The 23601-nt window shown below is 68.8% G+C and carries 20 protein-coding genes and 4 pseudogenes; 13 read left to right on the top strand and 11 right to left on the bottom strand.

What is annotated here, in order from left to right:
* Nucleotides 1-943 precede the first annotated feature (943 nt).
* Together M4V62_RS06040 and M4V62_RS06035 are read right to left on the bottom strand one after the other, a co-directional pair.
* The gene (locus M4V62_RS06040; protein WP_249592709.1) at nt 944-1366 is read right to left on the bottom strand and encodes a PIN domain-containing protein; all 423 of its coding nucleotides are present in this window, start codon (nt 1364-1366) and stop codon (nt 944-946) included.
* Between the two features lie 139 nt (nt 1367-1505).
* Nucleotides 1506-1967, bottom strand: coding sequence for a helix-turn-helix domain-containing protein (locus M4V62_RS06035; RefSeq protein ID WP_249586178.1), 462 nt, complete (start codon nt 1965-1967; stop codon nt 1506-1508).
* 3273 nt (nt 1968-5240) lie between these two features.
* On the opposite strand from M4V62_RS06035, the pseudogene M4V62_RS06030 reads away from it, so the two are divergent.
* The 3 genes and pseudogenes from M4V62_RS06030 to M4V62_RS06020 all read left to right on the top strand — a co-directional run bounded on the left by M4V62_RS06030 (nt 5241) and on the right by M4V62_RS06020 (nt 8607).
* Nucleotides 5241-5638: pseudogene (locus M4V62_RS06030) on the top strand (YunG family protein).
* Nucleotides 5639-5959: 321 nt separating this feature from the next.
* Nucleotides 5960-8041, top strand: coding sequence for a GNAT family N-acetyltransferase (locus tag M4V62_RS06025; protein WP_249586177.1), 2082 nt, complete (start codon nt 5960-5962; stop codon nt 8039-8041).
* A gap of 23 nt (nt 8042-8064) precedes the next feature.
* Complete coding sequence (locus tag M4V62_RS06020) at nt 8065-8607, top strand: ASCH domain-containing protein (RefSeq protein ID WP_249592708.1); 543 nt, start codon at nt 8065-8067, stop codon at nt 8605-8607.
* A gap of 850 nt (nt 8608-9457) precedes the next feature.
* Here M4V62_RS06020 and M4V62_RS06015 read toward each other — a convergent pair.
* The 5 genes from M4V62_RS06015 to M4V62_RS05995 form a co-directional block, all read right to left on the bottom strand.
* Entirely contained in the window at nt 9458-9874 is a 417-nt protein-coding gene (locus M4V62_RS06015) for an ATP-binding protein (protein WP_283779148.1), read from the bottom strand.
* Between the two features lie 87 nt (nt 9875-9961).
* Complete coding sequence (locus M4V62_RS06010; protein ID WP_249586175.1) at nt 9962-11233, bottom strand: MFS transporter; 1272 nt, start codon at nt 11231-11233, stop codon at nt 9962-9964.
* Nucleotides 11234-11308: 75 nt separating this feature from the next.
* Complete coding sequence (gene ssuE / locus M4V62_RS06005) at nt 11309-11857, bottom strand: NADPH-dependent FMN reductase (RefSeq protein WP_249586174.1); 549 nt, start codon at nt 11855-11857, stop codon at nt 11309-11311.
* 89 nt (nt 11858-11946) lie between these two features.
* Complete coding sequence (locus M4V62_RS06000) at nt 11947-13032, bottom strand: LLM class flavin-dependent oxidoreductase (protein ID WP_249586173.1); 1086 nt, start codon at nt 13030-13032, stop codon at nt 11947-11949.
* Nucleotides 13033-13150: 118 nt separating this feature from the next.
* Entirely contained in the window at nt 13151-13927 is a 777-nt protein-coding gene (locus M4V62_RS05995) for an MBL fold metallo-hydrolase (protein ID WP_249586172.1), read from the bottom strand.
* A 59-nt stretch (nt 13928-13986) separates the two neighbouring features.
* On the opposite strand from M4V62_RS05995, the pseudogene M4V62_RS05990 reads away from it, so the two are divergent.
* A pseudogene (locus tag M4V62_RS05990) lies at nt 13987-14627 on the top strand (ABATE domain-containing protein).
* Between the two features lie 140 nt (nt 14628-14767).
* A complete protein-coding gene (locus M4V62_RS05985; protein WP_249586171.1) occupies nt 14768-15373 on the top strand; it encodes an MBL fold metallo-hydrolase in 606 nt (201 codons plus the stop codon).
* A gap of 166 nt (nt 15374-15539) precedes the next feature.
* On the opposite strand, the pseudogene M4V62_RS05980 reads toward M4V62_RS05985, so the two are convergent.
* Together M4V62_RS05980 and M4V62_RS05975 are read right to left on the bottom strand one after the other, a co-directional pair.
* Nucleotides 15540-15671: pseudogene (locus tag M4V62_RS05980) on the bottom strand (FAD-dependent oxidoreductase); the annotation flags it as partial.
* Nucleotides 15655-15789 (bottom strand): annotated as a pseudogene (locus M4V62_RS05975) (MBL fold metallo-hydrolase); the annotation flags it as partial. The pseudogenes M4V62_RS05975 and M4V62_RS05980, both read right to left, overlap by 17 nt.
* A gap of 91 nt (nt 15790-15880) precedes the next feature.
* Here M4V62_RS05975 and M4V62_RS05970 point away from each other — a divergent pair.
* Nucleotides 15881-16480, top strand: a complete 600-nt coding sequence (locus tag M4V62_RS05970; protein WP_249586170.1) for a CGNR zinc finger domain-containing protein — start codon at nt 15881-15883, stop codon at nt 16478-16480.
* A 203-nt stretch (nt 16481-16683) separates the two neighbouring features.
* Here the strand turns inward: M4V62_RS05970 and M4V62_RS05965 are convergent, their stop codons facing one another.
* Nucleotides 16684-17025, bottom strand: coding sequence for a winged helix-turn-helix transcriptional regulator (locus M4V62_RS05965; protein WP_249586169.1), 342 nt, complete (start codon nt 17023-17025; stop codon nt 16684-16686).
* A 65-nt stretch (nt 17026-17090) separates the two neighbouring features.
* Here M4V62_RS05965 and M4V62_RS05960 point away from each other — a divergent pair, with 65 nt between their 5' ends.
* The 7 genes from M4V62_RS05960 to M4V62_RS05930 all read left to right on the top strand — a co-directional run bounded on the left by M4V62_RS05960 (nt 17091) and on the right by M4V62_RS05930 (nt 22009).
* Nucleotides 17091-17957, top strand: coding sequence for an SDR family oxidoreductase (locus M4V62_RS05960; protein WP_249586168.1), 867 nt, complete (start codon nt 17091-17093; stop codon nt 17955-17957).
* A gap of 312 nt (nt 17958-18269) precedes the next feature.
* Complete coding sequence (locus M4V62_RS05955; RefSeq protein WP_249586167.1) at nt 18270-18545, top strand: hypothetical protein; 276 nt, start codon at nt 18270-18272, stop codon at nt 18543-18545.
* Between the two features lie 1225 nt (nt 18546-19770).
* On the top strand, nt 19771-20211 hold the full coding sequence (gene panD / locus M4V62_RS05950; protein WP_249586166.1) for an aspartate 1-decarboxylase: 441 nt from the start codon (nt 19771-19773) through the stop codon (nt 20209-20211).
* Nucleotides 20208-20555 carry a GNAT family N-acetyltransferase gene (locus M4V62_RS05945; protein WP_249586165.1) on the top strand — a complete coding sequence of 116 codons (348 nt, stop codon included), beginning with the start codon at nt 20208-20210 and terminating at the stop codon, nt 20553-20555. The genes panD and M4V62_RS05945 overlap by 4 nt, the downstream gene beginning before the upstream one ends.
* Nucleotides 20549-21208: an aspartate/glutamate racemase family protein gene (locus M4V62_RS05940; protein ID WP_249586164.1), complete on the top strand. Its 660-nt coding sequence runs from the start codon at nt 20549-20551 to the stop codon at nt 21206-21208. Before M4V62_RS05945 ends, M4V62_RS05940 begins: the two co-directional genes overlap by 7 nt.
* 65 nt (nt 21209-21273) lie before the next feature.
* Nucleotides 21274-21720: a nitroreductase family deazaflavin-dependent oxidoreductase gene (locus M4V62_RS05935; protein ID WP_249586163.1), complete on the top strand. Its 447-nt coding sequence runs from the start codon at nt 21274-21276 to the stop codon at nt 21718-21720.
* A gap of 94 nt (nt 21721-21814) precedes the next feature.
* Nucleotides 21815-22009: a hypothetical protein gene (locus tag M4V62_RS05930; RefSeq protein ID WP_249586162.1), complete on the top strand. Its 195-nt coding sequence runs from the start codon at nt 21815-21817 to the stop codon at nt 22007-22009.
* A gap of 53 nt (nt 22010-22062) precedes the next feature.
* On the opposite strand, the gene gndA is transcribed toward M4V62_RS05930, so the two are convergent.
* The gene (gene gndA / locus M4V62_RS05925; protein ID WP_249586161.1) at nt 22063-23505 is read right to left on the bottom strand and encodes an NADP-dependent phosphogluconate dehydrogenase; all 1443 of its coding nucleotides are present in this window, start codon (nt 23503-23505) and stop codon (nt 22063-22065) included.
* Nucleotides 23506-23601 lie beyond the last annotated feature (96 nt).

Genomic DNA, 23601 nt, shown 5'->3' with positions numbered 1-23601 from the left:
CTGCGGGGATGGTCCCGTCGGAGCACTCCGAAATCGGGGACAAGTAGTGTGCTCCCCGCACCCGCGGGGATGGGCCCGAGGAGACCGTCGACACCACGGCCTTCGACTCGTGCTCCCTGCACCCGCGGGCATGGTTCCTTCCTCTTCAACCCGAGCACGATCTCGGTGATGTGCTCCCTGCACCCGCGGGGATGGTCCCATTTCGATATGGTCGGAGGAGTGTTCGAGGTCGCGCTCCCCGCATCCGCAGGGATGGTCCCCCGGGCAGGGGTGTCGTCGAGGGCCCGATGTACTGCTCCCCGCACTCGCGGGGATGGTCCCTTCTGCGGCACGAGCATCGACGCCACCAACGACTGCTCCCCGCACCGGCAGGGAGGATGTGCGGCGCGGGCCCTTCGCGCTGGGGGGCTACGGACCACCCCCGCACCTGCCGGGGATGTTCCCGCCGTCGGCCAGATGATCAAAACAGGGCTGGCGTGCTCCCCGCGCCCGCAGGGATGGCCCCGCGGTGTAGACCTGCATGAGATTCGCGAGGAGTTGCTCCCTGCGCCCGCAGGGATGGTCCCAGCGCGATAGCTAGGCCGCCACCGACGACGAGCTGCTCCACGCGTTCGCGGGTGGCCCCCCGTCGTCCTGCCCGGCCTCCTCGCCGGTATGTGCTCCCCGCACCCACGAGGGTGCTCCGCCGCCCTGAAGTGGACCAAGACCCAGGCCAGGGCCCTCTCCGCCGACGCGTAGGTGCTCGTAGGGTTGGAGAAGGTTCGCCTGCCGCTGCAAGGCAAAAGGCGTTTGTTGGGCTGACAGTACGTACAAGGTCGGTCTATGCGTGTTCAGTTGGCCCGCTGTTATCAGTGAGGCGGGCTGAAATGTGGCCTTGTCTCGCGGCCTGCCTGGTGGCTGATCTCCTGTCGCTTGGCCGGGGACGGCTGCCAGGAATGCGTGATCAGGTGAGCGCCCTCAGGGCCGCTGCGGAAGAAACAAGACGGTTCCTGTCGAGTCGCTCGATCACGTCGGCAACCGTGCCGGGTGGGTTCTTCCAACTGTCGGCGATACGTTGGATCTCTCCGTAGACGATCTCCGGCGCCAGGTCTATCTGCGCTTCGAGGAATGCGTCCGGGTGGACGGCTTCTACGTCCCATGGCGCCAAGGCTTCCGCGGGGAAATCTTTGAGGTTGAACGTCACAATCACTTGGGCTTTGGCGCGGATCGCCGCAGCCAGAACGTGGCGGTCGTCCTTGTCCGGGAGCTCCAGTATGTCGATGAGCGGCTCGTGTCCCTTCACGAGACAGTCCCGTACCGCTGCCTTCATCAGCCGCCGTGTCCTGTCGAGCACTTCGGGGGCCAGGTCCGGCCTGTCAGCCTTCAGGTTGCGAAAAGTTTCGTCGAGGATGGTCTCGGTCCACTTCGCTTGTACAAGGCCAGCCCCCCGCGACGCGGATGAGGACGTCGCGGAGGATGTTCGGGTAGAGCACGTTCGCGTCGTAAACGGCGACGAAGGCCATCGACTACATCATTCCCATCTCCTGGCCGAGCTGAGTGAGCTCGTCTGCTGCTTCACGACGGCGCCGGTCGTCTGCTTGCTTGTACTCCATGAGCGAGGACGCCGTGATCCTGCGGTGCGTTCCGACTAGACGGCACTCGATTTCGCCTGCGTCCAGGAGGCCGATGAGGAAGGGCCGGGAAACGTTGAGGATGTCTGCCGCTTGCTGGGTAGTGAGCTCCGCGGTGCTGGGGACGATGGACACGCCTCGGCCTGCCCCGAGGTGAGCGAGGAGACCGGCGAGGAGCTCGACGGCCTCACGGGGCAGTGTGAGGGGCTCAGGCTCTCTGTCGTCGAGCGGCTTGACGGCAATCTGTCCGAGGTCGGGATGTTCGGCAAGGTAGCCGCGGACACGGGTGAGGGCACGGTTCGCTGTGGCGGTCTTCTCGGGCGGGAGCTTCACGGGCCTGAAGTCTGTCTTCGTCACGGTGCGCCCCTAGAGTTCGTGGCGGGTGGGCGTCATTGCTTGACGGCACCTCCAGTATCCGCAATAACCGAAACATGTGCAATAAATGAAACAGGTCTGGGTTGAACGTAGGAAGTTCCCGCTGATCGCCCCGCACCCGCTGGGACGGTCACGCACCCGGGTACCGACCCCAGAGAAGACCGAAGTGCTCTCCGCACCCGCGGGGATGCTCTCGACGTCGCCGCCGCCTCCGAAATCTTCGTCAGGTACTCGCCGTACCTGCGGGGGTGTTCCCGGAAAGTCAATAAGAGCGCTTCCTGCGTCTACGCCGCCGGGTTCGACGTCTGCTACCTGCACGCGCGGGGATGGTCCCGCCGGCAAAACCCACTGCCCCGTTGGCCAGGCCTGCTCCCCGCGCCCGCGGGGATGGTCCTACCCCCCGGCATCGAGAGCGGCCGGTGCTGGCAGTACTCCCCGCGGCGCGTGCGGGGAGCAGTTGGCCAGGGCGAACAGATGCGTGGCCAGCGGGGGACCATCCCCGCGTGTGCGAGTAGCAGATCATGCGGTGGGACTACCCGCAGATTGGTGAAGGACCATCCCCGCGGGTGCGGGGAGCAGCCGTCGTGCCGGGCGGCGATGACGTTGGTGTGGGGATCAGCCCTGCGGGTGCGGGGAGCAGCGCAGTGCCGCGTTGAACCGCACTCAGGTGCCGGGACCATTCCGCGTGTGCGGGGAGCAGTGGATGTACGCGCACCGGACGGCGCCGGTGAGGGAATCACCCGCGCGGGTGCGGGGGGTAGCAAGGCCGAGAGGACGACTCGATGAGCGCCGTGGGGTCATTTCCGCGCGTGCGGGGAGCAGGCCGGCATGGGCTCCCACAACGTCGCCCAGGTGGGACCATCCCCGCCTGCGCGAGGAGTAGAGCTGGCTCTTGACCGCGGCTGCTCGCACCGTGGGATCATCCCCGGGCGTGCGGGGAGCAGTGGTTACGCCAGACCAGGGCGTAGCGCGGGCAGGGACCATCCCCGCGTGTGCGGGGAGCAGTCGGATGCCGTGAGGGCATCCAACGTGATCTTGGGACCATCCTCGCACGTGCGAGGAGTAGACGACACGGTCCTTGAACGCCCAGCCCGTCTGGGGACCATCCCCACGGGTGCGGGGAGCAGGTCCAGTTCCAGTGGTACACGACCGAGATCGAGGGACCATCCCCGCATGCGCAGAGGACTGGGTCTTCCCCTTAAGTTCGTCGGCGGGCTTCAGAGACCATCCCCGCGCGTGCAGAGAGCAGCTCGCCAGCATCGTCCTCCAGGCATCGGCGCGGGGCCATCCCCGAGGCTACCGGGAGCAGGACGGGGATCGGCTGTGTCTCGGCGATGACATGGGGCCATCCCCGCGGGTGCGGGGAGCACGAGGGCCTGTGGCGTCGGGTCAAGCTGATCCCGGGGCCATCCCCGTGGGTGCGGGGAGCACGGCGTCGCCGTCGCGGCCGGGCCCGCCGCCATGGGAACATCCTCGCGAGTGTGGGGAGCACTACTATGCCGTCTGGGTCGAAGGTGACGGGGCGGAAACATCCCCGTGCCCACGGGGATGGTCCCACGACGCGATATCCGCGACAGCATGAACCGCTTGCTGCCAGCGCTCGCAGGGACTCTTCCGAGCGCAGACGATCGCCGAGATCGCGCTCCGGTCCCCCCGGCACTTGCGGGGATGGTCCCCCGGAACTGAAGCACCGCACCGGGCCTGGACCACTGCTTCCCGTGCCCGCGGAGAGGTTCCCAGCGCTGAGCCAGGCGGTGGTGTCGATGTTGAGTGCTTCAGGCGCCTGCGAGGATGTTCCCGGCTGTCCGCCGGGTCGCAGGGTGTCGCGGGAGGTGTCCCCGCACCCGCGGGGATGGCCCCCAACACCGCCGAGCCCAAGGCTGGCGGGTTGTGCTCTCCCACCCGCAGAGATGTTCCAGCTACCGGGTCGGCATACGGGCCCGGGGTAGCGTGGTCTTTGCAACCACGGGATGCTCCCGGCCCCGCCTCCGGGTGGGTGTCGGCCTTCCTCGCTCCCCGCATACGCGGGGATGTTCCCGCGTATGCGGGGAGCGAGGAAGCGACCCTGCCGGTACTCCCCGCACCCGCGGGGACGGCCCCGAGTATCGGATGCTGTTCTACCCACCGTCCGAGTGCTTCCCGCCCCCGCGGGATGCCCCCCCGCCGCGCGTCGACTTTCACTTGCGAGAGTGGTTTTCCACGCACCCGCGGGATGTTCCCGCCTGGTAGGAGTCGCTGTGTTCGCTGGTGGCGTGCTCCCCGCACTCGCGGGGATGTTCCCGGCGACCGCCCGGCGGGAATGACGGAGCGGGACTGCCCCCCCCGCACCCGCGAGGATGTCCCAAAGATCGCCTCGGCGTTCGGCGCCAAGAAGATGTGCTTCCCGCTCCTGCGGGGGTGTCCCCGACGCCAGTCATCCCGTCGACGACCTTGATGAATGTTTCCCGCGCCCGCGGGGGTGCTCCCGACTCATACCGCGCTGCCTACTACGGCTCGTATGCGCCCCGCCCCCGCGGGGAGGGTCCCACGTGCCGGTAGGGCAGTTCCCGCAGGCGCCTGTGCTCCCCGCACCCGCGGGGGTGCTCCCTCGGCAGCGGTAACGATCCTCTGACCAGCAACGTGCTCCCCGCACCTGCGGGGGATGGTCCCCCTTCGCTGTACGCGGCTCGTTCGCCATCCTGGTGCTCCCCGCAACCGCGGGGATGGTCCCATCGCCGACGCCTACGCAGCCCGTGCGGGCGGGTGCTCCCCGCACCCGCGGGGGTGGTCCTGACAGGGCCCCGGCGACGCCGGCGGTCAGGCAGTGCTCCCCGCACCAGCGGGGATGGTCCCGATCCGGACGCACTCGTCTGCAGGCGCGACGGGTGCTCCCCGCACCAGCAGGGATGGTCCCCAGATCTTCGCCGAGCCCGCCACCGTCGAGGCGTGCTCCCCGCACCCGCGGGGATGGTCCCTGGCCGGGCCACTTCGCGCGCTACTGCACGAAGTGCTCCCCGCCCCTGCGGGGTTGGTCCCGCCGTTCTCGAAGCGCCGCTAGACGAGTACGAGTGCTCCCCGCACCCCGCGGGGATGGTCCACAGCAGGACCGCTGCCCACGGGCAGCGGTCCGTCCGGGTGGGCGGATTTTTCAGGTCCCTGCGGGCGGACAGTTAATCTCCCTGCCCGGTACTACTTTCTGTCCCTCGGGGGTTCGGTTGCGGGCCTCGCGGCTTCCGCAGCAGCCTCGATGTCAGTGGTGACTGTGATGTTGTCGGCATGAGCTCTTGGAACCTGCTCGACCTTGACAGTGCCTTGCGCGCCAGCTGGGCCGCTGACACCTGTCCCCGGACGACCTCGCTCGCTCTGGCTGGCAGTCGGAGAACCCGGCCTGGGGCCACTGTGACATCACGGCTTTGATCGTCAATGACGTCTTCGGTGGCGATCTCATGGCGGGCGAGGTGCACTTCAACGAGGTCCGGCACGGCTTCCACGTGTGGAACCGGCTGCCCAGTGGCATCGAGATCGACCTGACACGCGAGCAGTTCCAGCGGGGCCAGACCGTCACCAAGGGCCGTGTGGTTGAGCGCCCGCCGGGCCCTTTGCGTCGTTGGGACGAGCTTCTTCGCAAGCGGGTCATCGAGCACCTCGGCTATCTGCCGGAGCCCGCTGTTTGAGCTTGTCGGGATAAGCCTGGCTCGTTCAGCGGGGCAACGCCCCGGCCGACAGTACGCCGACCAGCTGCCTACCCTGACCGTAGCGCGTGGTGACCGAGCATCGATGTGGCCCATGCGCTCGTCCACGAGGGCCTTCTCGGTGCCGAGCTCTCCACCGTCGTCAGGTGGGAGCAGGCAGGCTGGTCACCTGGCCAGAGCCGCCGGTATCGGTACAGGCGGGGCGCCGGGATTACACCTGCAGACCCGCTGCAGGCAGGTGCACCGCACCAGGCCGCTCGAAAAACCTGCGCAACGCGACACAGAAGCCGCAAGACTGGGCCCATGCAGAAGCCGACCTCTTCATCCGCAACACAGGTAGTCATCAAGCCCGTTGGGGCCCGCGACGAGCAGCTCCTGGCCGCGATCGTGGAACTCGGCGACCGCTTCAACAAGACCCTGGGATTCATGCCGCCTGCTGCATACGCGCAGGCGGCTGCGGAGAACCGATTGCTTGCCGCGATGGCCGGCCGGAAGCTCGTCGGGTACACCCTCTTTTCGCTACCCCGACAACAGATCCGTCTCACCCACCTGTGTGTTGATCCTGATTCCCGGGGGCAAGGCATCGGCCGCCTTCTCGTGGACGAGATCTCCGCTCGCCACCACGACCGGTCTGGCATCGTCCTCAAGTGCCGCAAGGACTACGGCTACGACGCCATGTGGCGGCAATTGGGATTCGAGGCACGCAACGAGGTCGACGGCCGCGGCAAGGACCGCAAACCCCTTGTTGTCTGGTCACGCGATCACAACCATCCGCATCTGTTCTCTGACCTTGAGTCGACCGCGCTCTTGTCCGTGGCTATGGACTGCAACGTCTTCGCAGACCTGCATTCGTCTGGAGAGCGGCACGGAGCCCAGGAGTCCCGGACACTCACCTCGGACTGGCTTGCCGGCCTGGTGGACCTCGCTGTTCTGCCGCAGCTCAAGGCCGAGATCGGCAAGATCACTGACTCTGCAGAGCGGCGGCGACAGCTCCAGGCGACCCATGGCTACACCGAGCCGAGTGTGAGCCGTAACGACGCAGACCGCCTGATCGAGGAGCTTCGGTCCGCAGTCCAGGCTCATATCGGCGACAAACGGCAGCTCTCTCAAAATGATCTCCGTGATCTGCGTTATGTCGCGGAGAGCAGTGCCAGCGGCATCCTGTTCTTGGTGACCAGGGATGAGTTCCTCGCCTCTCTTTCTGACATCGCCATGTCGGTTTGTCAGGTACGAATCCTCAGGCCCTCGGATATCGTCCTGCACGTGGACGAGCTCACCAGAGCCCAGGTCTACCAGCCTGGCGATCTCCTCGGCACTTCGCTCACGGTCCAGTCCATCCCCGCCGGACAGGAGCAAGGACACCTTGTCTTCCTCAACAAGGCGGCGGGGGAGCGCCGGAACGGGTTCGTCGCAGAACTACGTCGGCTCGCGACGCATCCGGCCCGGTGGGTCCGGCAGCAGGTGGTTGATGCCGAAGGCACCATCGCAGCTATCTACGGATATGGAGTACGCGACGGCCAGTTGGTCGTGCCGCTGCTTCGGGTTCTTGACGGCCACCCCATGCACCAAACCCTGGCCCGCCAGATCCTCTTCCGGCTGCGTGATCACTGCCGCCGTTCGGGCGTTCGCCTGTTGTCTCTCACCGACAGCCACCTTCAGCCGTCCGTACGCATCGCAGCTGGCGAGGACGGCTTCCGCGAGCACGACAAGGCGCTGGTCACACTCGTCCTGGACGTCTGTGCGGAGGCTCAGACAGTGGACGAGCAGGCACAGTCCGCAGCGGCCCTCATCGGTCTCCAGGTATCAGCCGTACCGGCTGCCATGCCGGCGGCAGCCGCTGCTGCGCTCGAGCGCGCCTGGTGGCCCGCGAAGATCACTGATTCACAGCTGCCGTGCTTTCTCGTTCCCATCCAGCCCTTGTGGTCCAGCGATCTCTTCGGCGTCCCCAGCGCGCTCACTCCCCGCGCCGATCACCTGGGCATCAGTCGCGAGCACGTCTACTACCGCGCCGCGCGCTCTCACGGTGAGAAGGTCCCTGCCCGGATCCTCTGGTACGCCAGCTCGGACAAGAACCAGTCTGTTTCAGCTGTGATCGCCTGCTCCAGTTTCGACACCACTGTCGTCGACACCGGCCGCTCCTTGTACAACCGCTTCCGGCACCTGGGAGTGTGGGGACTGGATGACATCCTGCGCGCGTGCGGTGATCGAGGCCAGGCACGGGCTCTACTGTTTTCCGACACAGAGATCTTCCCTCGACCGGTAGGGCTCCACAAAGTGCAGTCGCTGGCCGCACAGCGCGGGCACCCGCTCGGTGTTCAGTCGATCTTTGCACTCACTCCCGACCTGTTCAGCGCTATCTATCAGGAAGGCCAACCAGCCCAGTGAACGAGCACGAACGCTCACTCCTGATGTCCCTCCACCCTCGCTATGCGTCGGCCATCTTGGACGGAAGGAAGTCCGTCGAACTGCGTCGCCAACGCGTCGCAGTGCCGCCGGGAACGAAGGTCATCCTCTATGCCACATCGCCCGTGATGGCCTTGGTGGGCACCGCAACCGTCACTGAGGTGCAGATCGGGTCGCCATCCGAGATCTGGAAGACGCACAAGGAACATGGTGCTATCAGCCGCCGTGACTACCTCGCCTATATGAAAGGCGCAGAACAGGCGTCAGCCCTGCTCCTCGATGCGGTTAGGTCCTTCTCCGAGCCAGTTCCGCTGGCCCATCTCCGTGCGGGCGGCTCGTTCCACCCGCCTCAGAGCTATCGCTACGTTGACCCCGAAACGCTGCGTGGCTGGGTCCTGGGGCACCCGACAGCAGAAGAAGTACTCCAAGGAACCAGCTCACAGCCAGCAGCCGGTGAGACCAAGTCCGCAGCGACGAACCGGTCACAACGAGGTGAGGGTTCACCCCTGGGCGGCAGCATGGTATTTGCCCGACATGTAGCAGCCTGACCTGCCTAGCTGTGGATCGCGCTGGTGCCGATCTTGATCGAACGTCATTCGGAACGAAGAGGCCATGGGTCCAGATCCGCCATCCGGCACCGGCTGGCAGCGATCGTTGCTGCGATCCGGAGCAGCACTCTCTTGTCTGGGTAGGAATCTGCACCTCGTAGGCCTATCCATGCGTGAGCGGACGGCGCCCCACACTCCACCCTCTGACGGATCATGCAACAGCCCACACCACTCCTGCCCAGCTGCCCACGGACGGACGGGGATCGCCCGGACCCACCCGGACAGCGCCCTCCAGGATTTGCTCTCCATTGGTGCCAGCTGCTCCCCACACCCGCGGGGATAGTTCCGGAGGTTGACGCCGTGCCTATGCACAGCGATGGTGCTCCTCGGACCCGCGGGATGACCCCAAGGCAGACAGCCACAGCGGTGAGGCCCGCACGGTGCTCCCCGCACCCGCAGGGATGGTCCCTACGACTACCGCGACAACGGCGGCCTCGAAGCGTGCTCCCCGCACCCGTGGGGATGGTCCCAGGAGGGGGCTCCCGCCTTTGCCCGCAGTCACGTGCTCCCCGCACCCGCGGGGATGGTCCCGAGGTGTAGAGCGACAGAGGGAGGACGTTACGGTGCTCCCCGTACCCGCGGGGATGGTCCCCCGGACAGCCACGCCAACGAGGTCACGGTGTCCTCTTTGTTTATCTCCGCCTGCGGGAGTCGCAGGTCATCACCGAGGGTGACAAGTTGCACTCTCGGTGCGGGCGGCGGTGAGGCGGACGGGCGTTCAGTAATACGTCGGAGAAGGGGTGCTCTTCTGCCCCGGCCGAGGTGAGTCGTGGACCGCACGGGGATCAGCTCAGCGGTTTCGCGTCGCAGCGGATGCGTGCAGCGAACGCTGCACCGCATCCGCTGGAGTCGGATCGAGCGGGACGCAGCCGGACGGAAACAGGTTGATATGCCCGCTTCGCCAAGAAAACCGCAGGTGAGAAGCGTCACCGGAATAGGTTCGAGTCCCACCCGCCCCACCGAGCCGACCCCAACAGAATCGTTCTGACCTGGGGAAACGCGATTCTCGGGGGCGTTTTCCGTGCAGTGGGCGCTGCATGGAGGTGGGGCGAACGGTCTCGCCATATCCCTTGAACGCGGCGCGGGCCCGCTCGGGCGTCATGTCGTGACCGTTGTCGGTCACGACGATCTGAGTGATGGCATCCCAGTCTCGGTGCAATTCGACGCCGACCAGCGTCGCGTTTGCGTCCAGGGTGTTCCACACCAGTTCCGCGGCGGCAGCGATCTGGGGCTCCTTCTTGAACTGAAGAATCTTTCCAGAGGTGTTGTTGTGTACGCATCCCGACTGTGTCGGTCAGGCGCGCTTGGTGCTCTTGTGGGCCGCGACGATGGCCGCAGGTGTCGCCACAAAGGCGAGGGCGCCGCACAGGACGGCGAGGATCGGGTAGCTGGTGGCGGCGACGACGATGCCGGAGGCCAGGCCGCCGACGGCGCCCGCGATGGCGATGGCGACGTCGACCAGTCCCTGCACCTTGGCCCGGGTTGTCAGGGATGTGCTGTTGGTGACGATCGCGGTGCCGGTGACCAGGCCGAAGCTCCAGCCGACGCCGAGAAGGACGAGGGCGAGGGTGATCAGGGCGAAGGAGTGGCCGGGTGCGAGGGCGGCGACTACGCCCGCGGTGAGCAGCGTGCCGGCCGTTACAACGCTCATCGCAGTGGCGCCGAATCGGTCGACGAGGCGGCCGGCCAGCGGCGACGGCAGGTACATGGAACCCGTGTGCAGGGCGATGACGAGGCCGGACGCGGCGGTGCCGAAGCCGTGGGCGTGCATGTGGATAGGGGTCATGGTCATCACGGCGACCATGACGAGCTGGCTGAGGACGAGGACCAGGACGCCGATGAGCAGGCCGGGGCCGGACCGGGCGGGGGAGTCCGCGGATGTGCTCTCGCCTGAGACCGCGGGCAGGGTGCGGGCGAGTACCAGCGGGTCGGGGCGCAGCCATACGAGGAGGGTGAGTGCGGCCAGCGTGAACGCGACCGTGGAGAGGAGGAACAGGCCGGTCAGCTCGGGCAGGTGGAGCGCGGTCGCCAGGTGTCCGGCGGGGGCGGCGAGCAGGGGGCCGGCGATGCCGCCGACGGTGGTGGCGACGATGACGGTGGAGGTGGCGCGGGCGCGCTGGTGGGGTGCGGCGAGGTCGGCTCCGGCGTAGCGGGCCTGGAGGTTGGACGTGGTGCCGGCGCCGTACAGGAAGAGGGAGATGAAGAGCAGCGCGGGGCTGTCGAGCGCGGCCGCGGCGACGACGCCGGCGCCGCCGAGGGCGCCGGTGAGGTATCCGGCGGCCAGTCCGGGGCGGCGGCCGAGGCGCTGGGAGAGGCGTCCGATGACGACGGCGGCGCCGGCGGAGCCGGCGGTGAGCAGAGCGATGGGCAGTCCGGACAGGGAGGTGTTGTGGAGCATCTGCCCGGCCAGCAGCCCGGCGACGGTGACACCGGCGGCGAGGCCGAGACCGCTGAGGACCTGGGAGACGAGCAGCACGGTCAGGGTGCGCTTTTGCACCGCGGATATGGAGGGAGCGAGAGCGGCGGTGGGCGGGGTGCGGATGGGAGTGCGGGACAGGTGGGCCATGTGGTCCGTACTTTCGGAATACCGGAGCGCCGGAAGGCCAGGGCGGCGGCTACCGGGCGGGGCGGTCGGTGGTCGTCAGGCGGCGGTCAGGTGTGCGCGGGACGGGAGAGCGAGGTCGAACTGGTCGATGACGCGGGTCAGTTGCCTCTCGTCGTCGTGGTCGACGGTCATCGCGCCGTCCGGGGCGGTCGTGAGGTGCCGGTCCAGGACGAACCGGCCCTGACAGACCTGGGCGCCGAGCGCGGTGAGGACCGGGCGCAGGGCGTAGTCGAGGGCCAGGACGTGGGCCGGGCTGCCGCCGGTGGCCAGGGGGAGCACCGGTTTCCCGGTGAACGCGTGCTGGGGCAGCAGGTCGAGGAAGGTCTTGAGCAGGCCGGAGTAGGCGGCCTTGTAGATGGGGGTGGCCACGACGAGGGCGTCGGCCTCGGCGACCAGATTCACGGCGCGGGCGATGGACGGGTCATGGATGTCCGCGGTGAGTAGCGGTGTCGCGGGCAGGTCGCGCAGGGCCAGTACATGGGTGCGGTGTCCGCGGACCCGCAGGTCCGCGGTGGTGTGCTCGGCCAGGAGGGCGGTACGGGACGCACGGGAGGGGCTGCCGGACAGGGCGAGGACGGTGGCCATGGGTACTCCTCGAAATCTCCTGGAGAATCAGGGGGACTTGGCGGTGAAGGGTGATCGGTGCCGATGGGCGCAGGTACGTCCGTCCCGCGTTAGTGAGGGCTGTCGGGCATGCCGTAGGCGTCGGCGATCAGCTCGGTGGAGCGCAGCCGGGCCCGGACGGAGTGGCCGACGCTGCCGATCATGAGCTCGTCGGCGCCGGAGTCCCGCTGGACCTGGTTCAGATGGGCGGTGACCTGCTCGGGGGTGCCGTGCGGGACGTGGTTCAGCCAGCCGTCGACGGCCTGGCGTTCCTGGGCGTCGTAGGGGTAGACGTCCACTTCCTCGGGGGAAGGCAGCAGGTAGGACTTGCGCTGGAACATGCGGAGCATGGCGTGCGCGAGAGTGCCGGCCTGGCGGCGGGCCTCACGCGCGTCGTCGGATGCCGCGACGGTGAAGCTGACCAGCGCGTACGGCTCCGCCAGGGCCTCGGACGGAGTGAACCGCTCGCGGTACAGGTGCAGGGCGTCCACGACATCGCGCGGGTTGAAGTGCGCGGCGAAGGCGAACGGCAGGCCGAGCCGGGCGGCGAGCTGCGCCGAGTAGCCGGATGAGCCGAGCAGCCACACCGGTAGACGGCCGGTGGACGGGGTGACGCCGTTGAGCCGGTCCTGCGCGGGGCCCGGCACGGCGTACACGCGGTCGGCGTAGGGGTGCTCGGCGGGGAAGTCGTCGCCGAGGAAGTGCAGCAGTTCGGCGACCTGTTGGGGGAAGTCCTCGGCGTCGCTCGCGCCGCGGCGCAGGGCGGCGGCCGTGGCGTGGTCGGTGCCCGGGGCGCGACCCAGGCCCAGGTCGATACGGCCGGGGGCGAGGGCGTCCAGCATGCCGAACTGTTCGGCGACCACCAGCGGCGGGTGGTTGGGCAGCATGATCCCGCCCGCGCCGAGCCGCAGCCTGCTGGTCTCCGCGGTGAGGCGGGAGAGCAGGACGGGCGGGCTGGAGGTGGAGACGCCGGGCATGGCGTGGTGCTCGTTCATCCAGTAGCGGGTGAAGCCGCGCCGGTCGGCGAGCCGGGCGAGTTCGATGCTGCCGGTCAGTGCCTCCGTGGCGCTCTGGCCGGTGCCGGTCATGGCGGAGTCCAGTACGGACAGGGCGGCGGGGGCGGAGCCGTGGCGGGCGCCGCGGACGGGGTCGGTCATGGTCGTGCGGTCCTTCGGTTTCGAGGTGTGCGGCGCGCGGGGGCGCCAGCCGACAGCCGTGGCAGTTCCTGTCGGCCGGCGCCCGGCTGTCCGGCGTACGCGTGCGACGTAGGTGAGTTCAGCCGCGGATGCCGAAGTCGACGCGGTCGGTGAGGGCGGCGGCGGCAAAGGCGGCGACAAGCTCGTCGCGGCCCTCGGTGAAGTGGGCCCAGCTGTCGAAGTGGACAGGCACGATGCGGCGGGCGTCCAGGATGCGGGCGGCCTCGGCGGCCTGAGCGCTGTCGAGTGTGAGCAGCGCGCGGTCCATGACGGGAGTGCGGACCGCGCCGGCGAACAGCACCGCGGTGTCCACCGGGCCGAATCGGTCGGCGATCTCACGGACGAGGGAGAGCTGGGCGTTGTCACCGCTGACGTAGACGGTGGGCAGGCCGTCACCGCTCAGGACGAAGCCGACGACCTCCCCGACGACCGGTTCGAGGTCCTCCCGTGCCCCGGGACCGTGCAGGGCCGGGACGCCAGTGACGGTGATCGTGCCGCCGCCGGGACGGTCCAGCTCGATGGACTCCCAGTCCTTGAGCGGGCGTGCGGTGCCGCCCAGCCGGCCCGCGCCGCTGGGCGTAGTCAGGGTCAGGGGTACGTCGGCGAGCAGGGTGCGGCCCGAGGCATCGAGGTTGTCGTCGTGCTCGTCGTGCGACAGCAGCACCACATCGATGCGGCCCAGGTCGGCGGGCGCGGCGGAGGCGGGTGCGGTCTTGGCCAGCCCTGAGGGGTAGGCGCCGGGGGCGTCGAAGGTCGGGTCGGTCAGGAATCGCAGCCCGCCGTACTCGATGAGTGCGGTCGGACCGCCGAAGACACGGACGGGGACCTGCTCGTTGGACGCGCCGGTTGCTGCCATGACGACATCTCCTCACGGATAGATTGGCTTACATCCGTGACCATAGATGTTTGTCACGGATGAATGCAAGCTGTAACGTGAGAAACGTGAGTGAGATCGCTACCGCCATCGCTGACACTGTCGACCCCGGGCTGCCACCGGCGCCGGGCGCTGAGCACTACCCCGCGCTCGACCTCGCCAACAGCGCCATCGCCCTGCCGGGCGGCCAGTTCCTCGACTCGCTGGGCACGCCCTCCGGCGCCAATCAGTGGCTGGTCGACCACGACCTGGTCCCTGCGGACGCGGGTATGCAGGAGATCTGTGCGGCACGTCTGCGCTCCCTGCGCGAGCAGGTGCGTGCCCTGCTCGCCTCCCGGGTCGGCGGCCATCCCGCTCCCGCCACCGCGCTGGCCGCCGTCAACGACGCCCTTACCCGGGTCCCACCGTCTCCCCGCTTGGCTGGGATGTGGTCCGCGGCATGCACCGCACCGCCCCGCACCCCATCGACCAGATCGTCGACCAGGCCCTCGGCATCCTCGCCGCCGACGCCGCTGGCCTGCTCGCCGGGCCCGACGCCGAACGGCTGACGGCCTGCCCCTCCACCCCGTGTAACCGCTACCTGTTGCGTGCCGGACGCCGCCACTGGTGCTCGGTCCGTTGCGGCGACCGTGCCCGCGCCGCTCGCGCCTACGCCCGCCGCACGCGGACCGCCGCCGACTGAGTTCGGCCACCCCGCCCCGCCGGTTCACCGAACCCGCGCCGGGGCGCGGCTTCGCACACCCCCAAGCCCCCGGCGCGGACGGCGCACCTCGCCCTCCCTGCCGGTCATACCCCACGATCGACGAAGGACCATCACCTCTCATGACGGCCACTTTCACCCTGCTGACCACCGGCTACGACAGCCTCGACACCCGCAATGCCGACCGCGACGGCCGTGAGAAGCCGTGGCACGTCGCCTCAAGCGTCTCCCTCCTGTGCGACGGCGACACGATCGCCGTCGTCGACCCCGGCATGGTCGAGGACCGCACACTCATCCTCGACCCGCTCGCCGCCGCCGGAATCAGCCCCGAGGAGGTGACCGACGTGGTCTTCAGCCACCACCACCCCGACCACACCCTCAACGCCGCCCTCTTCCTCAACGCGCGGGCCCACGACGTCTGGGCCGCCTACCACAACCACCTCTGGTACGACCGGCCCGCCGACGGATACCAGCTCTCCCCCTCGATCCGTCTGATCGAAACGCCCGGCCACACCCCCCAGGACATCTCCACCGTCGCGGAAACCGCCGACGGGACCGTCGTCCTCACCCACGCCTGGTGGAGCGCCCACGGCCCCGCTGAAGATCCCACCTCCGACGACCACGAGGGCCTGAGCGCCTCCCGCCGCAAGATCCTCGCCCTCAAGCCCGCCCTGATCGTCCCCGGCCATGGCGACCCCTTCGTCCCCGACGAAAACACCCCCATCTGAACCCGGCACCCCAAACCCGCCGACGCGACAGAGCCCAACTCGGTATCGGACAGCGGCCTTGGGTGCCGTCGGCACCGCGGTTGTCGGTGCATCCGGACAGGCAGAGGACCCCGGCTCGCGCCGGGGTCCAGTCCTTGGGCAAGTGTGGTGTCTGGGCGGGGCCGGGTCAGGAAAGCTCGGCGAGGACCTCATCCGCGGCACGGCGGCCGGAGCGGACGGCGCCGTCCATGTAGCCATTCCAGATCGTGGCGGTTTCCGCCCCAGCCCAGTGGATGCGGCCTACCGGCGAGGTGATCGCCCGGACCATCGAAGGTCGGGTCGGTGAGAAAACGCAGGCCGCCGTACTCGAAGAGGGCAGTCGGGCCGCCGAAAACACGAACGGGGAACGCGGCAGTCTGCAGGGTCGGGGAAGACACGAAAAGAGTTCCTTACGGATGGAGCGCTTGTTAAACGTGAGGTGACTGTGCGCACGCCTCATGGATGAAGGCAACCCGTACCATGAGAAGCATGGAAGAGTTCGTGACGGAAGAAGCCGCCCTGCCGTCGGCGCCGGGCGAGGACGAGCGCCCCGCCCTGGCCCTGGCCAACAGCGCCGTCGCATTGCCCGGCGGGCACAGGGCCGACCTCCTGGGCACCCCGGCGCAGGCCGAGCAGTGGCTGGCGCGGCGCGACCTCGCGCCGGACGGTGCCGGACTGGCGGAGGTATGCGCGACGCAGCTGCGCTCGCTGCGCGAACAGGTCAGGTCGCTACTGGCCTCCCGCGTCGCCGGGCAGCCCGCCCTGCCCGCCGCCGTCAAGGCGGTCAACGACGCGATGACCCGCGTCCCCACCGCTTCCCTCCTGCTGTGGGACGAGAAGACCGGCCCCTACCGCGCCGCACCCCACCCCACCACCGCGATCGTCGAGCACGCCCTCGCGGCCCTCGCCGCCGACGCCGCCGACCTGCTCACCTCGCCCGACGCCGCCCGCTTGACCGCCTGTGCCTCCCCGCCCTGCAACCGCTTCCTGCTGAAGCACGGCCGCCGTCAGTGGTGCTCCACCCGCTGCGGCGACCGCGCCCGCGCCGCCCGCGCCTACGCCCGCCGCATCGAGCCCAGAACGAGCTGAGGTGAGCCCCGGCAGACCCGGGTATTCCGAGGCTGTTGGCCGCCTCTGCTACGCCTCGGTCCGCTCACTGGGGAGGTACGCCCGACCCGGCGTACCGCCGCGACCGCCCTGGACGTGGCCCAGCGCGACCCCGCTGCTCACCGTCGAGGTTGATCGCGGCGGCCTACGGCACGCTTCCGGCGTACTCCGGTTCGCCTCCTACGTCAGGCGGTGGCTGCGGTCCCGGGATCCGGCACCGCAAGGGCCCAGTCTCCCATGGCCTCCAGGACGTCGCGCAGCCCTTGACCGAGGGGTGTCAGCTCGTACACGACGCGGGGTGGGATCTCCGCGTAGGTGGTGCGGGTGACGATGCCGTGCCGTTCGAACTGGCGCAGCCGGCTGGTCAAGGTGTGCGGGCTGATGCCGGGCAGGGCCTCGCGCAGCTGGTTGAAGCGAAGCGGCCCGGACAGCAGCTCACGCACGATCAGGGTGGCCCACGGCCCGTTGAGGAGGGTGAGGAAGCGGGCGACACCGCACTCGGGCAGACAGGCTTCGGGTTCGGTCACGTTCTTGACGATAACTCCATTAGTGCAGTTGATGTAACCGGTGCATCGCATGCACTAATGGGTCCATGACCTACGTGATTCACGGCGCCACCGGCGCCCAAGGTGCCCCTGTCGTCGCTACTCTCGTCGCCGCGGGCAAGCCCGTCACCGCTCTGACCCGCAACCCGGACGCCATCGTGGACGGCGCGCGTGTGGTGGCCGCCGACCACTCCTCCGTGGAGGAGCTCACCGAGGCGTACCGGGGTGCCGACGGGGTGTTCGTCCACTTGCCAATGGTGTCCGAAGAACACCGTCTCGCTTACGCCCGCAACATCGTCACCGCCGTCAATGCGGCCCGACCGGCCCGGGTGGTGTTCTCCACCAGCGGCGCCCCGACCGACCCCGCCAGCGGCGCCCCGACCGACCCCGCCATCGGCGGCGCGGCCGCACTGCTGGCCGGCGGCCTGGCGGGCAGCGGGGTGTCGCATGCGGTGATCGCGCCCACGCTGTACCTGGAGAACCTGCTCATGCCATACGTCATGGACGCCGTGCGTGAACGGGGCACGCTGCCGTACCCGATCCGGAGCGATTTTCCGGTCTCCTGGGCATCCCACCTCGACATCGCCGATGCCGCTCTCGCCCTGTTCGGCCGCCACGACGTCACCGGCGTGGTTTCGGTCGGCCAGTACCCGGCGATCACAGGGGCGAACCTGGCCGAGGCGTTCAGCACTCATTTCGGCAAGCGCGTGGTCTTCGAGCCGATCACTCCCGAGCAGATGCGGGCCTCCGTCGCGCCCGTGATTGGCGAGGGCCCCGCTGCCGACGTTGCCGGCCTCTACCAGGCCATGAGCACGCTTCCCGACCGCTCCATCACTCCAGAGGACGCCGCTCAGAAGTGCCTCGGCATCGCCCCCCGCACCACCGGCCAGTGGCTCACCGACATCGGGCTGTGAAACACCTGTAACGGCTGTTCGCCGGGGCCCCATGGAGCACATGGCACCACCGGCCGAAGGCGGCTAGCGGGAAGCTGCGTCCGGAGCGCCCTGGGCCGACCGTGGGGAGCGGATCTTGGCGTCGCGCGCGTGGCACCCGCACGCAGGCGCAGACCGTGCCCCGGCGCGAAACGGGCATCGGGTCGCGGGCCGCGCACCAGCGGGTCCGTAATATCCTCGACAACCTTCGCCGCCGTGACGTCCTGGTGATGACCGACGAGGTCCGCGACCTGGTGAAGGTCCTCCTCCAAGCGGTAGCCGAAGCCGGAACTCATGTGGCTGTCAAAGAAGCGGGAGAAGTCGCCGGCTGGCAGGAGCGCGCAGGTCTCGCGCTACTGGCGGGCCGGCGTCTTGATGGACGTGTTCGTGGGGGACGTCGATCTGTCCGGTCTGCTGGCTCTACGCACGTCCCTCGCCGAGGAGGGGGCTGCTCGTGGTCTCAAGATCCCGTACGTGGTCAACGGCTGGCAGAGGCGAGACCTGGCCATGGCTGCCGCCCTGACCTGCTACAAGAAGCTCGCAAGACTTGCCACGTGTGCCAACTCTTAGTGGATCTTCTGCTGCTCTAGCCATTTGAATACGTCGGTCCGCTTGTATAGGACTTTCGCATTGCGGCCTCGGCCGAGCTTGTAGCCCTTCAGGCCCAATTTAGCCGCTTCCTTGTAAACCCAACTCGCGGACATGTTGAGCATTATCGATACCTCCGTAGTGTCCATGAGGATGGGCTCCGGGCTGTGGCTTTCGCGAGGTGGGTGATCTGTGTGGCGTGCTCCCTCGACGCTCGCTTTGAGTTCTCTCGTCATACCGTTTCCGTTGGTGGGAATTTGCACAGTCGGCAACGATGTCAGCCTTCTGTTATTGGATGGAGGTGCGTGTCAAATTTTGGTGTCCGGGAGACGTCACCACTCCGCGGAGCCCATGTCTCCCTCAACTGCAGTCTCATCTGCTGGATATGAGAAATCCTGCTTGTGCTACGAGGTCTAAGCCGTCACTCATGCCAAGGCTACCAACGCCTTCTCGGCAAAGGAATCTCCGTCGGCCGCGAATCACCTTGTGGCGTTGGCCGTGCCTGAATCCTTGCAGGGGTCCGCGGACAACTCGAATCAGCAAGAAAGCCGGAACCCAATTCTAGGAATTGGGTTCCGACTTCTGTGGGCTGGCCGGTGAGGGGTATCGACCCTCCAGTGCCCGCGGGCCAACTGGGCGAGCCGGGCGGGTGGTGTCTGTTCCGCGGCGAGGCTGGTGACCGCGTAGACGGTAATGAGGTTGACCTTCCCCGCCTGACCAAGCCGAAGTGCTGACGGCTCACTACTTAGAGGTCGGAGAAGCGGCGCGATCAGCGCCCACAAGTCGTCATCCACATAGACGGCCGAGTCGTCACAAAAGTCACGCCCCGCCAGGGCCATGCAGCAAGATCCTGTTACGCCCTCCTCGGGGACTCGGCGAGGCGGGCGCTGGGTGGTTCTCTGTGGAGCGGTCGTGGGGACATGGTGTGGCTCCGAGTCAATTGACAGGGAGAAGGGTGACGCGGCTCTCAGTGTGGTCCGTGAGGGGCCCTCCTAAGCTGGTGCTGCCGATGGCGTGTCCGGTTTGGGGGAGGCGTCCGCGATGCTCGCCCTGTGCTGACGGTGCGTCAGGAAAGTCAGCAATTGGTCAGCGTCAGTCCTCAAAAACCTTGGGAAAGCTGACCGAACATGCGACTCGTTGTAGGGTAGGGAAACAGCACCTGACCTGCTAAAACGCAGGCAGGGAGCCTATGTCTAGGGGTGCCTCAATGTTGCGTACCATGTTCAAGTCCAAGATCCACCGTGCCACGGTCACCCAGGCGGACCTGCACTACGTGGGCTCGGTGACCATCGACGCCGACCTCCTCGACGCGGCCGACCTGCTGCCGGGCGAGCTCGTGCACATCGTCGACATCACCAACGGCGCCCGCCTGGAGACCTACACCATCGAGGGCGAACGCGGCACCGGCGTCATCGGCATCAACGGCGCGGCCGCGCACCTCGTCCACCCCGGCGATAAGGTGATCATCATCAGCTACGCCCAGGTCGACGACGCCGAGGCACGCACCCTGCGGCCCAAGGTCGTGCACGTCGACGGCGAGGACAACCGCATCGTGGCCCTCGGCGACGACGCGGCCGCGCCGGTGCCGGGCGCCGACGACATGGCGCGCAGTCCGCAGGCCGTGCCAGCCCTTCAGGAGAGCCGATGAGCAGTGGGATCGAGATCCGCGACGACCGGGCGCGCCACGTCCTGGAAGCCCTGGCGGACAGGGAGGTCGTCGGGCAGATCGTCTACTTCATGCTCGACCGGCCCGAGCCCGCCCTCGTCCCGGTGCACACCGAAGTCGTGCCCGCGCACGAGGGCGAGGGCATCGCGGGTTCGCTGGCCAGGGAGCTGTACGCGATGGCGGCGCGGGAAGGCATCGCCGTCGCGCCCCTGTGTCCGTACGTCGTGAAGTGGGCCGAGCGGCACCCGGCCGAGGCGCCCGTCCCCTCCGGGGAGCTGGTCGCCGCCGCCCTGGACAAGGTGAAGTCGGACCCGGCCGCGTGGTGAGGCCGACGCTCGCCCTGCTGCACACCTCGCCCGTGCACGTCCCCGTCTTCGAGGGGCTGCGGGACCAGGACCACCCGGGGCTCCCCCTGCGCCACCTCGTCCACGAGGACCTGCTCGCGCGGGCCCGTGCCGAGGGGCCCGACGCGGTGGCCGACGACATCCAGGAGCTGCTGGTCGCGGCTGTCGCCGAGGGGGCGGGCGTCGTGCTCTGCACCTGCTCGACGATCGGCGCCGTCACCGAGGCCCGCGCCGCGGCCGTCGGCATCCCCCTCGTGCGGGTCGACCGGCCCATGGCGGCCGCCGCCGTGGCCGCCGGCCGGTCCGTGGCCGTCGTCGCCACCCTGGAGAGCACCCTGGGCCCGACCCGCGCCCTGGTCGAGGAGGAGGCCGCCCGCGCCGGGCGGACCGTCGACGTCACCACGGTCCTGGTGGAGGGCGCCTGGGAGCGCTTCGAGGCCGGTGACGGGGAAGGCCACCTGCGCCTGATCGCGGACGCCGTCGACGCCCTGGACGGCGTCGACTCCGTCGTCCTCGCCCAGGCTTCCATGGCCGGGGCCGCGGACCGCACCACCCTTGCCGTGCCGGTCGTCTCCAGCCCGCGCCCCGGGCTGCGCGCGGCCGTTCTCCGGTGCACCGCGGACGCCAAGTCGTAGGCTGAGCGCGGGAGATGAGTGACCGCTCACCTCCCGCGTACTCCTTCGACTTCACAGGAGCGGACATGGCGCAGCAGGACGAAGAGGCCGTCATCAGTCCCACCGGCTGGGTGGCCGACCAGGCCCGGCTTTACGAGGAGTCGGGCGGCACGAAGGGCACCGGGGTGCAAGGTGTCCCCTGCCTGCTGCTCGACTACCGCGGACGCACCACGGGGCAGCTGCGCCGCACCGTGCTCATCTACGGCCGCGACGGCGACGACTACCTCATCGTGGCCTCGAACGGCGGAGCCGACGAGCACCCCCTGTGGTACCGCAACCTCGTCGCGAACCCCGACGTACGGCTCCGCGTGGGCACCGAGGAGCGGTTCGACGCGCGCGCCGAGACCCTGTCGGCCGAGGACAAGGCCAGGGTCTGGCCGGGCCTCGTCGAGTTGTTCGCCCCCTACGCGGACTATCAGGCCAAGACGGATCGCGACATCCCCGTCGTGCGGCTCAGCCGCACCCGGGACTGAGCCGGACGGCTCGGGGACGTGTCGACTCGGCAGGCGTGGGCACGCGAGGCGGGAGAGAGTGGTCACGACCGATCTCCGACTCGATGGAGGAGAGATGACCGTCCCGTACCCCGAACCCACGCCGCCCAGCCCGATCCCCGACCCGGGCGGGCCGAGTCCGGTGCCCGACCCCGAGCGTCCCGTGCCGGGCCCTGGCCCCGGCCCCGTGCCGCGGCCCACGCCGACCCCGCCGCCGTCCCCGCTCCCGCCGCCGGGACCGGAACCCGAGACCGAGCCGAAGCCGGTCTGACGGAGGGATCTGACGGCGGGAGAGGCCGACAGGCGCCAGGCCTGACGGCCTGACTAGGCCTGCACTTCCGAGCGGTCCGCGCCCCACAGGGTGTGGAACGACCCCTCGCGGTCCGTACGCCGATAGGTGTGCGCCCCGAAGAAGTCCCGCTGCCCCTGCGTGAGCGCGGCGGGCAGGCGGTCCGCGCGCAGCGCGTCGTAGTACGCGAGGGCCGCCGAGAAGCCCGGCGTCGGCACGCCCTGCTGGGTGGCCGCCACCAGGACCGCGCGCCAGTCGTCCTGGGCCGCGCCGATCTCCTGCGCGAACGTCTTGTCCGAGAGCAGGCTCGGCAGGTCCGCGCGCGTGTCGTACGCGGCGCGGATGCGGTCCAGGAAGGCGGCGCGGATGATGCAGCCGCCGCGCCAGATGGCGGCGACCGAGCCCAGGTCGATGTCCCAGCCGTACTCCTCGCTGCCCGCGGCGACCTCGTGGAAGCCCTGCGTGTACGACACGATCTTCGAGGCGTAGAGCGCCTGCTCGACCTGGTCGGCGAACGCCCCGGCCTCCGCCTCGCTCAGCGCGCGCGCCGTCGGGCCCGCCAACTCCTTGGAAGCCGCCCGCAGTTCGGTGTGGCCCGACAGGGAGCGTGCGAACACCGCCTCCGCGATGCCCGACACCGGAACGCCCAGGTCGAGGGCGATCTGCACGGTCCAGCGGCCGGTGCCCTTCTGCTCGGCCCGGTCCTGGACCACGTCCACGAACGGCTTGCCCGTCGCGGCGTCCACGTGCTTCAGGACCTCGGCCGTGATCTCGATCAGATAGGAGTCGAGGCGGCCGGTGTTCCAGGTGCGGAAGATGTCCGCGATCTGGGCGGGGGAGTAGCCCGCCACGTCACGCAGCAGCTGATACGCCTCCGCGATCAGCTGCATGTCGGCGTACTCGATGCCGTTGTGCACCATCTTCACGAAGTGCCCCGCGCCGTCCGGACCCACGTGGGTGACGCACGGGGAGCCGTCCTTCGCCTTCGCGGAGATCTTCTCCAGCATCGGACCGAGCGAGGCGTACGACTCCTGCGAGCCGCCCGGCATGATGCTCGGGCCGAGGAGCGCGCCCTCCTCGCCGCCGGAGACGCCCGTGCCGACGAAGTGGATGTCCTGCTCGCGCAGTTCGCGCTCGCGGCGCCGGGTGTCGGCGAAGTGCGCGTTGCCGCCGTCGATGATCATGTCGCCCGGCTCCATGAGGGGCGCGAACTCCTTGATGACGGCGTCCGTGGGCTCACCCGCCTTCACCATGATGACCAGGCGGCGCGGGCGCTCCAGGGCCGCGACGAACTCCTTGGCGGTCTCGGTGGCGATGAACTCGCCCTCGTGGCCGAACTCCTCGACCAATGCCTGCGTCTTGGCCGCCGTGCGGTTGTGCAGGGCGACGGTGTAGCCGTTGCGTGCGAAGTTGCGGGCCAGATTGCGCCCCATGACCGCGAGGCCCGTGACCCCGATCTGGGCTGACGTGCTGCTCATGCCGTGGCTCCTGAAGTGGAAGTGCCGGTGGTGTTCGCCAGTATTGCCCCGCGGCGTAGCGTGACGTTGACGACACTGTGTCCGACGGAGGAGCCG

This window comes from Streptomyces durmitorensis, assembly GCF_023498005.1.
Taxonomy (GTDB): Bacteria; Actinomycetota; Actinomycetes; order Streptomycetales; family Streptomycetaceae; genus Streptomyces; species Streptomyces durmitorensis.
The sequence above is the reverse complement of the archived record's forward strand: the minus strand, read 5'-3'. Positions and strand labels throughout refer to the sequence as shown.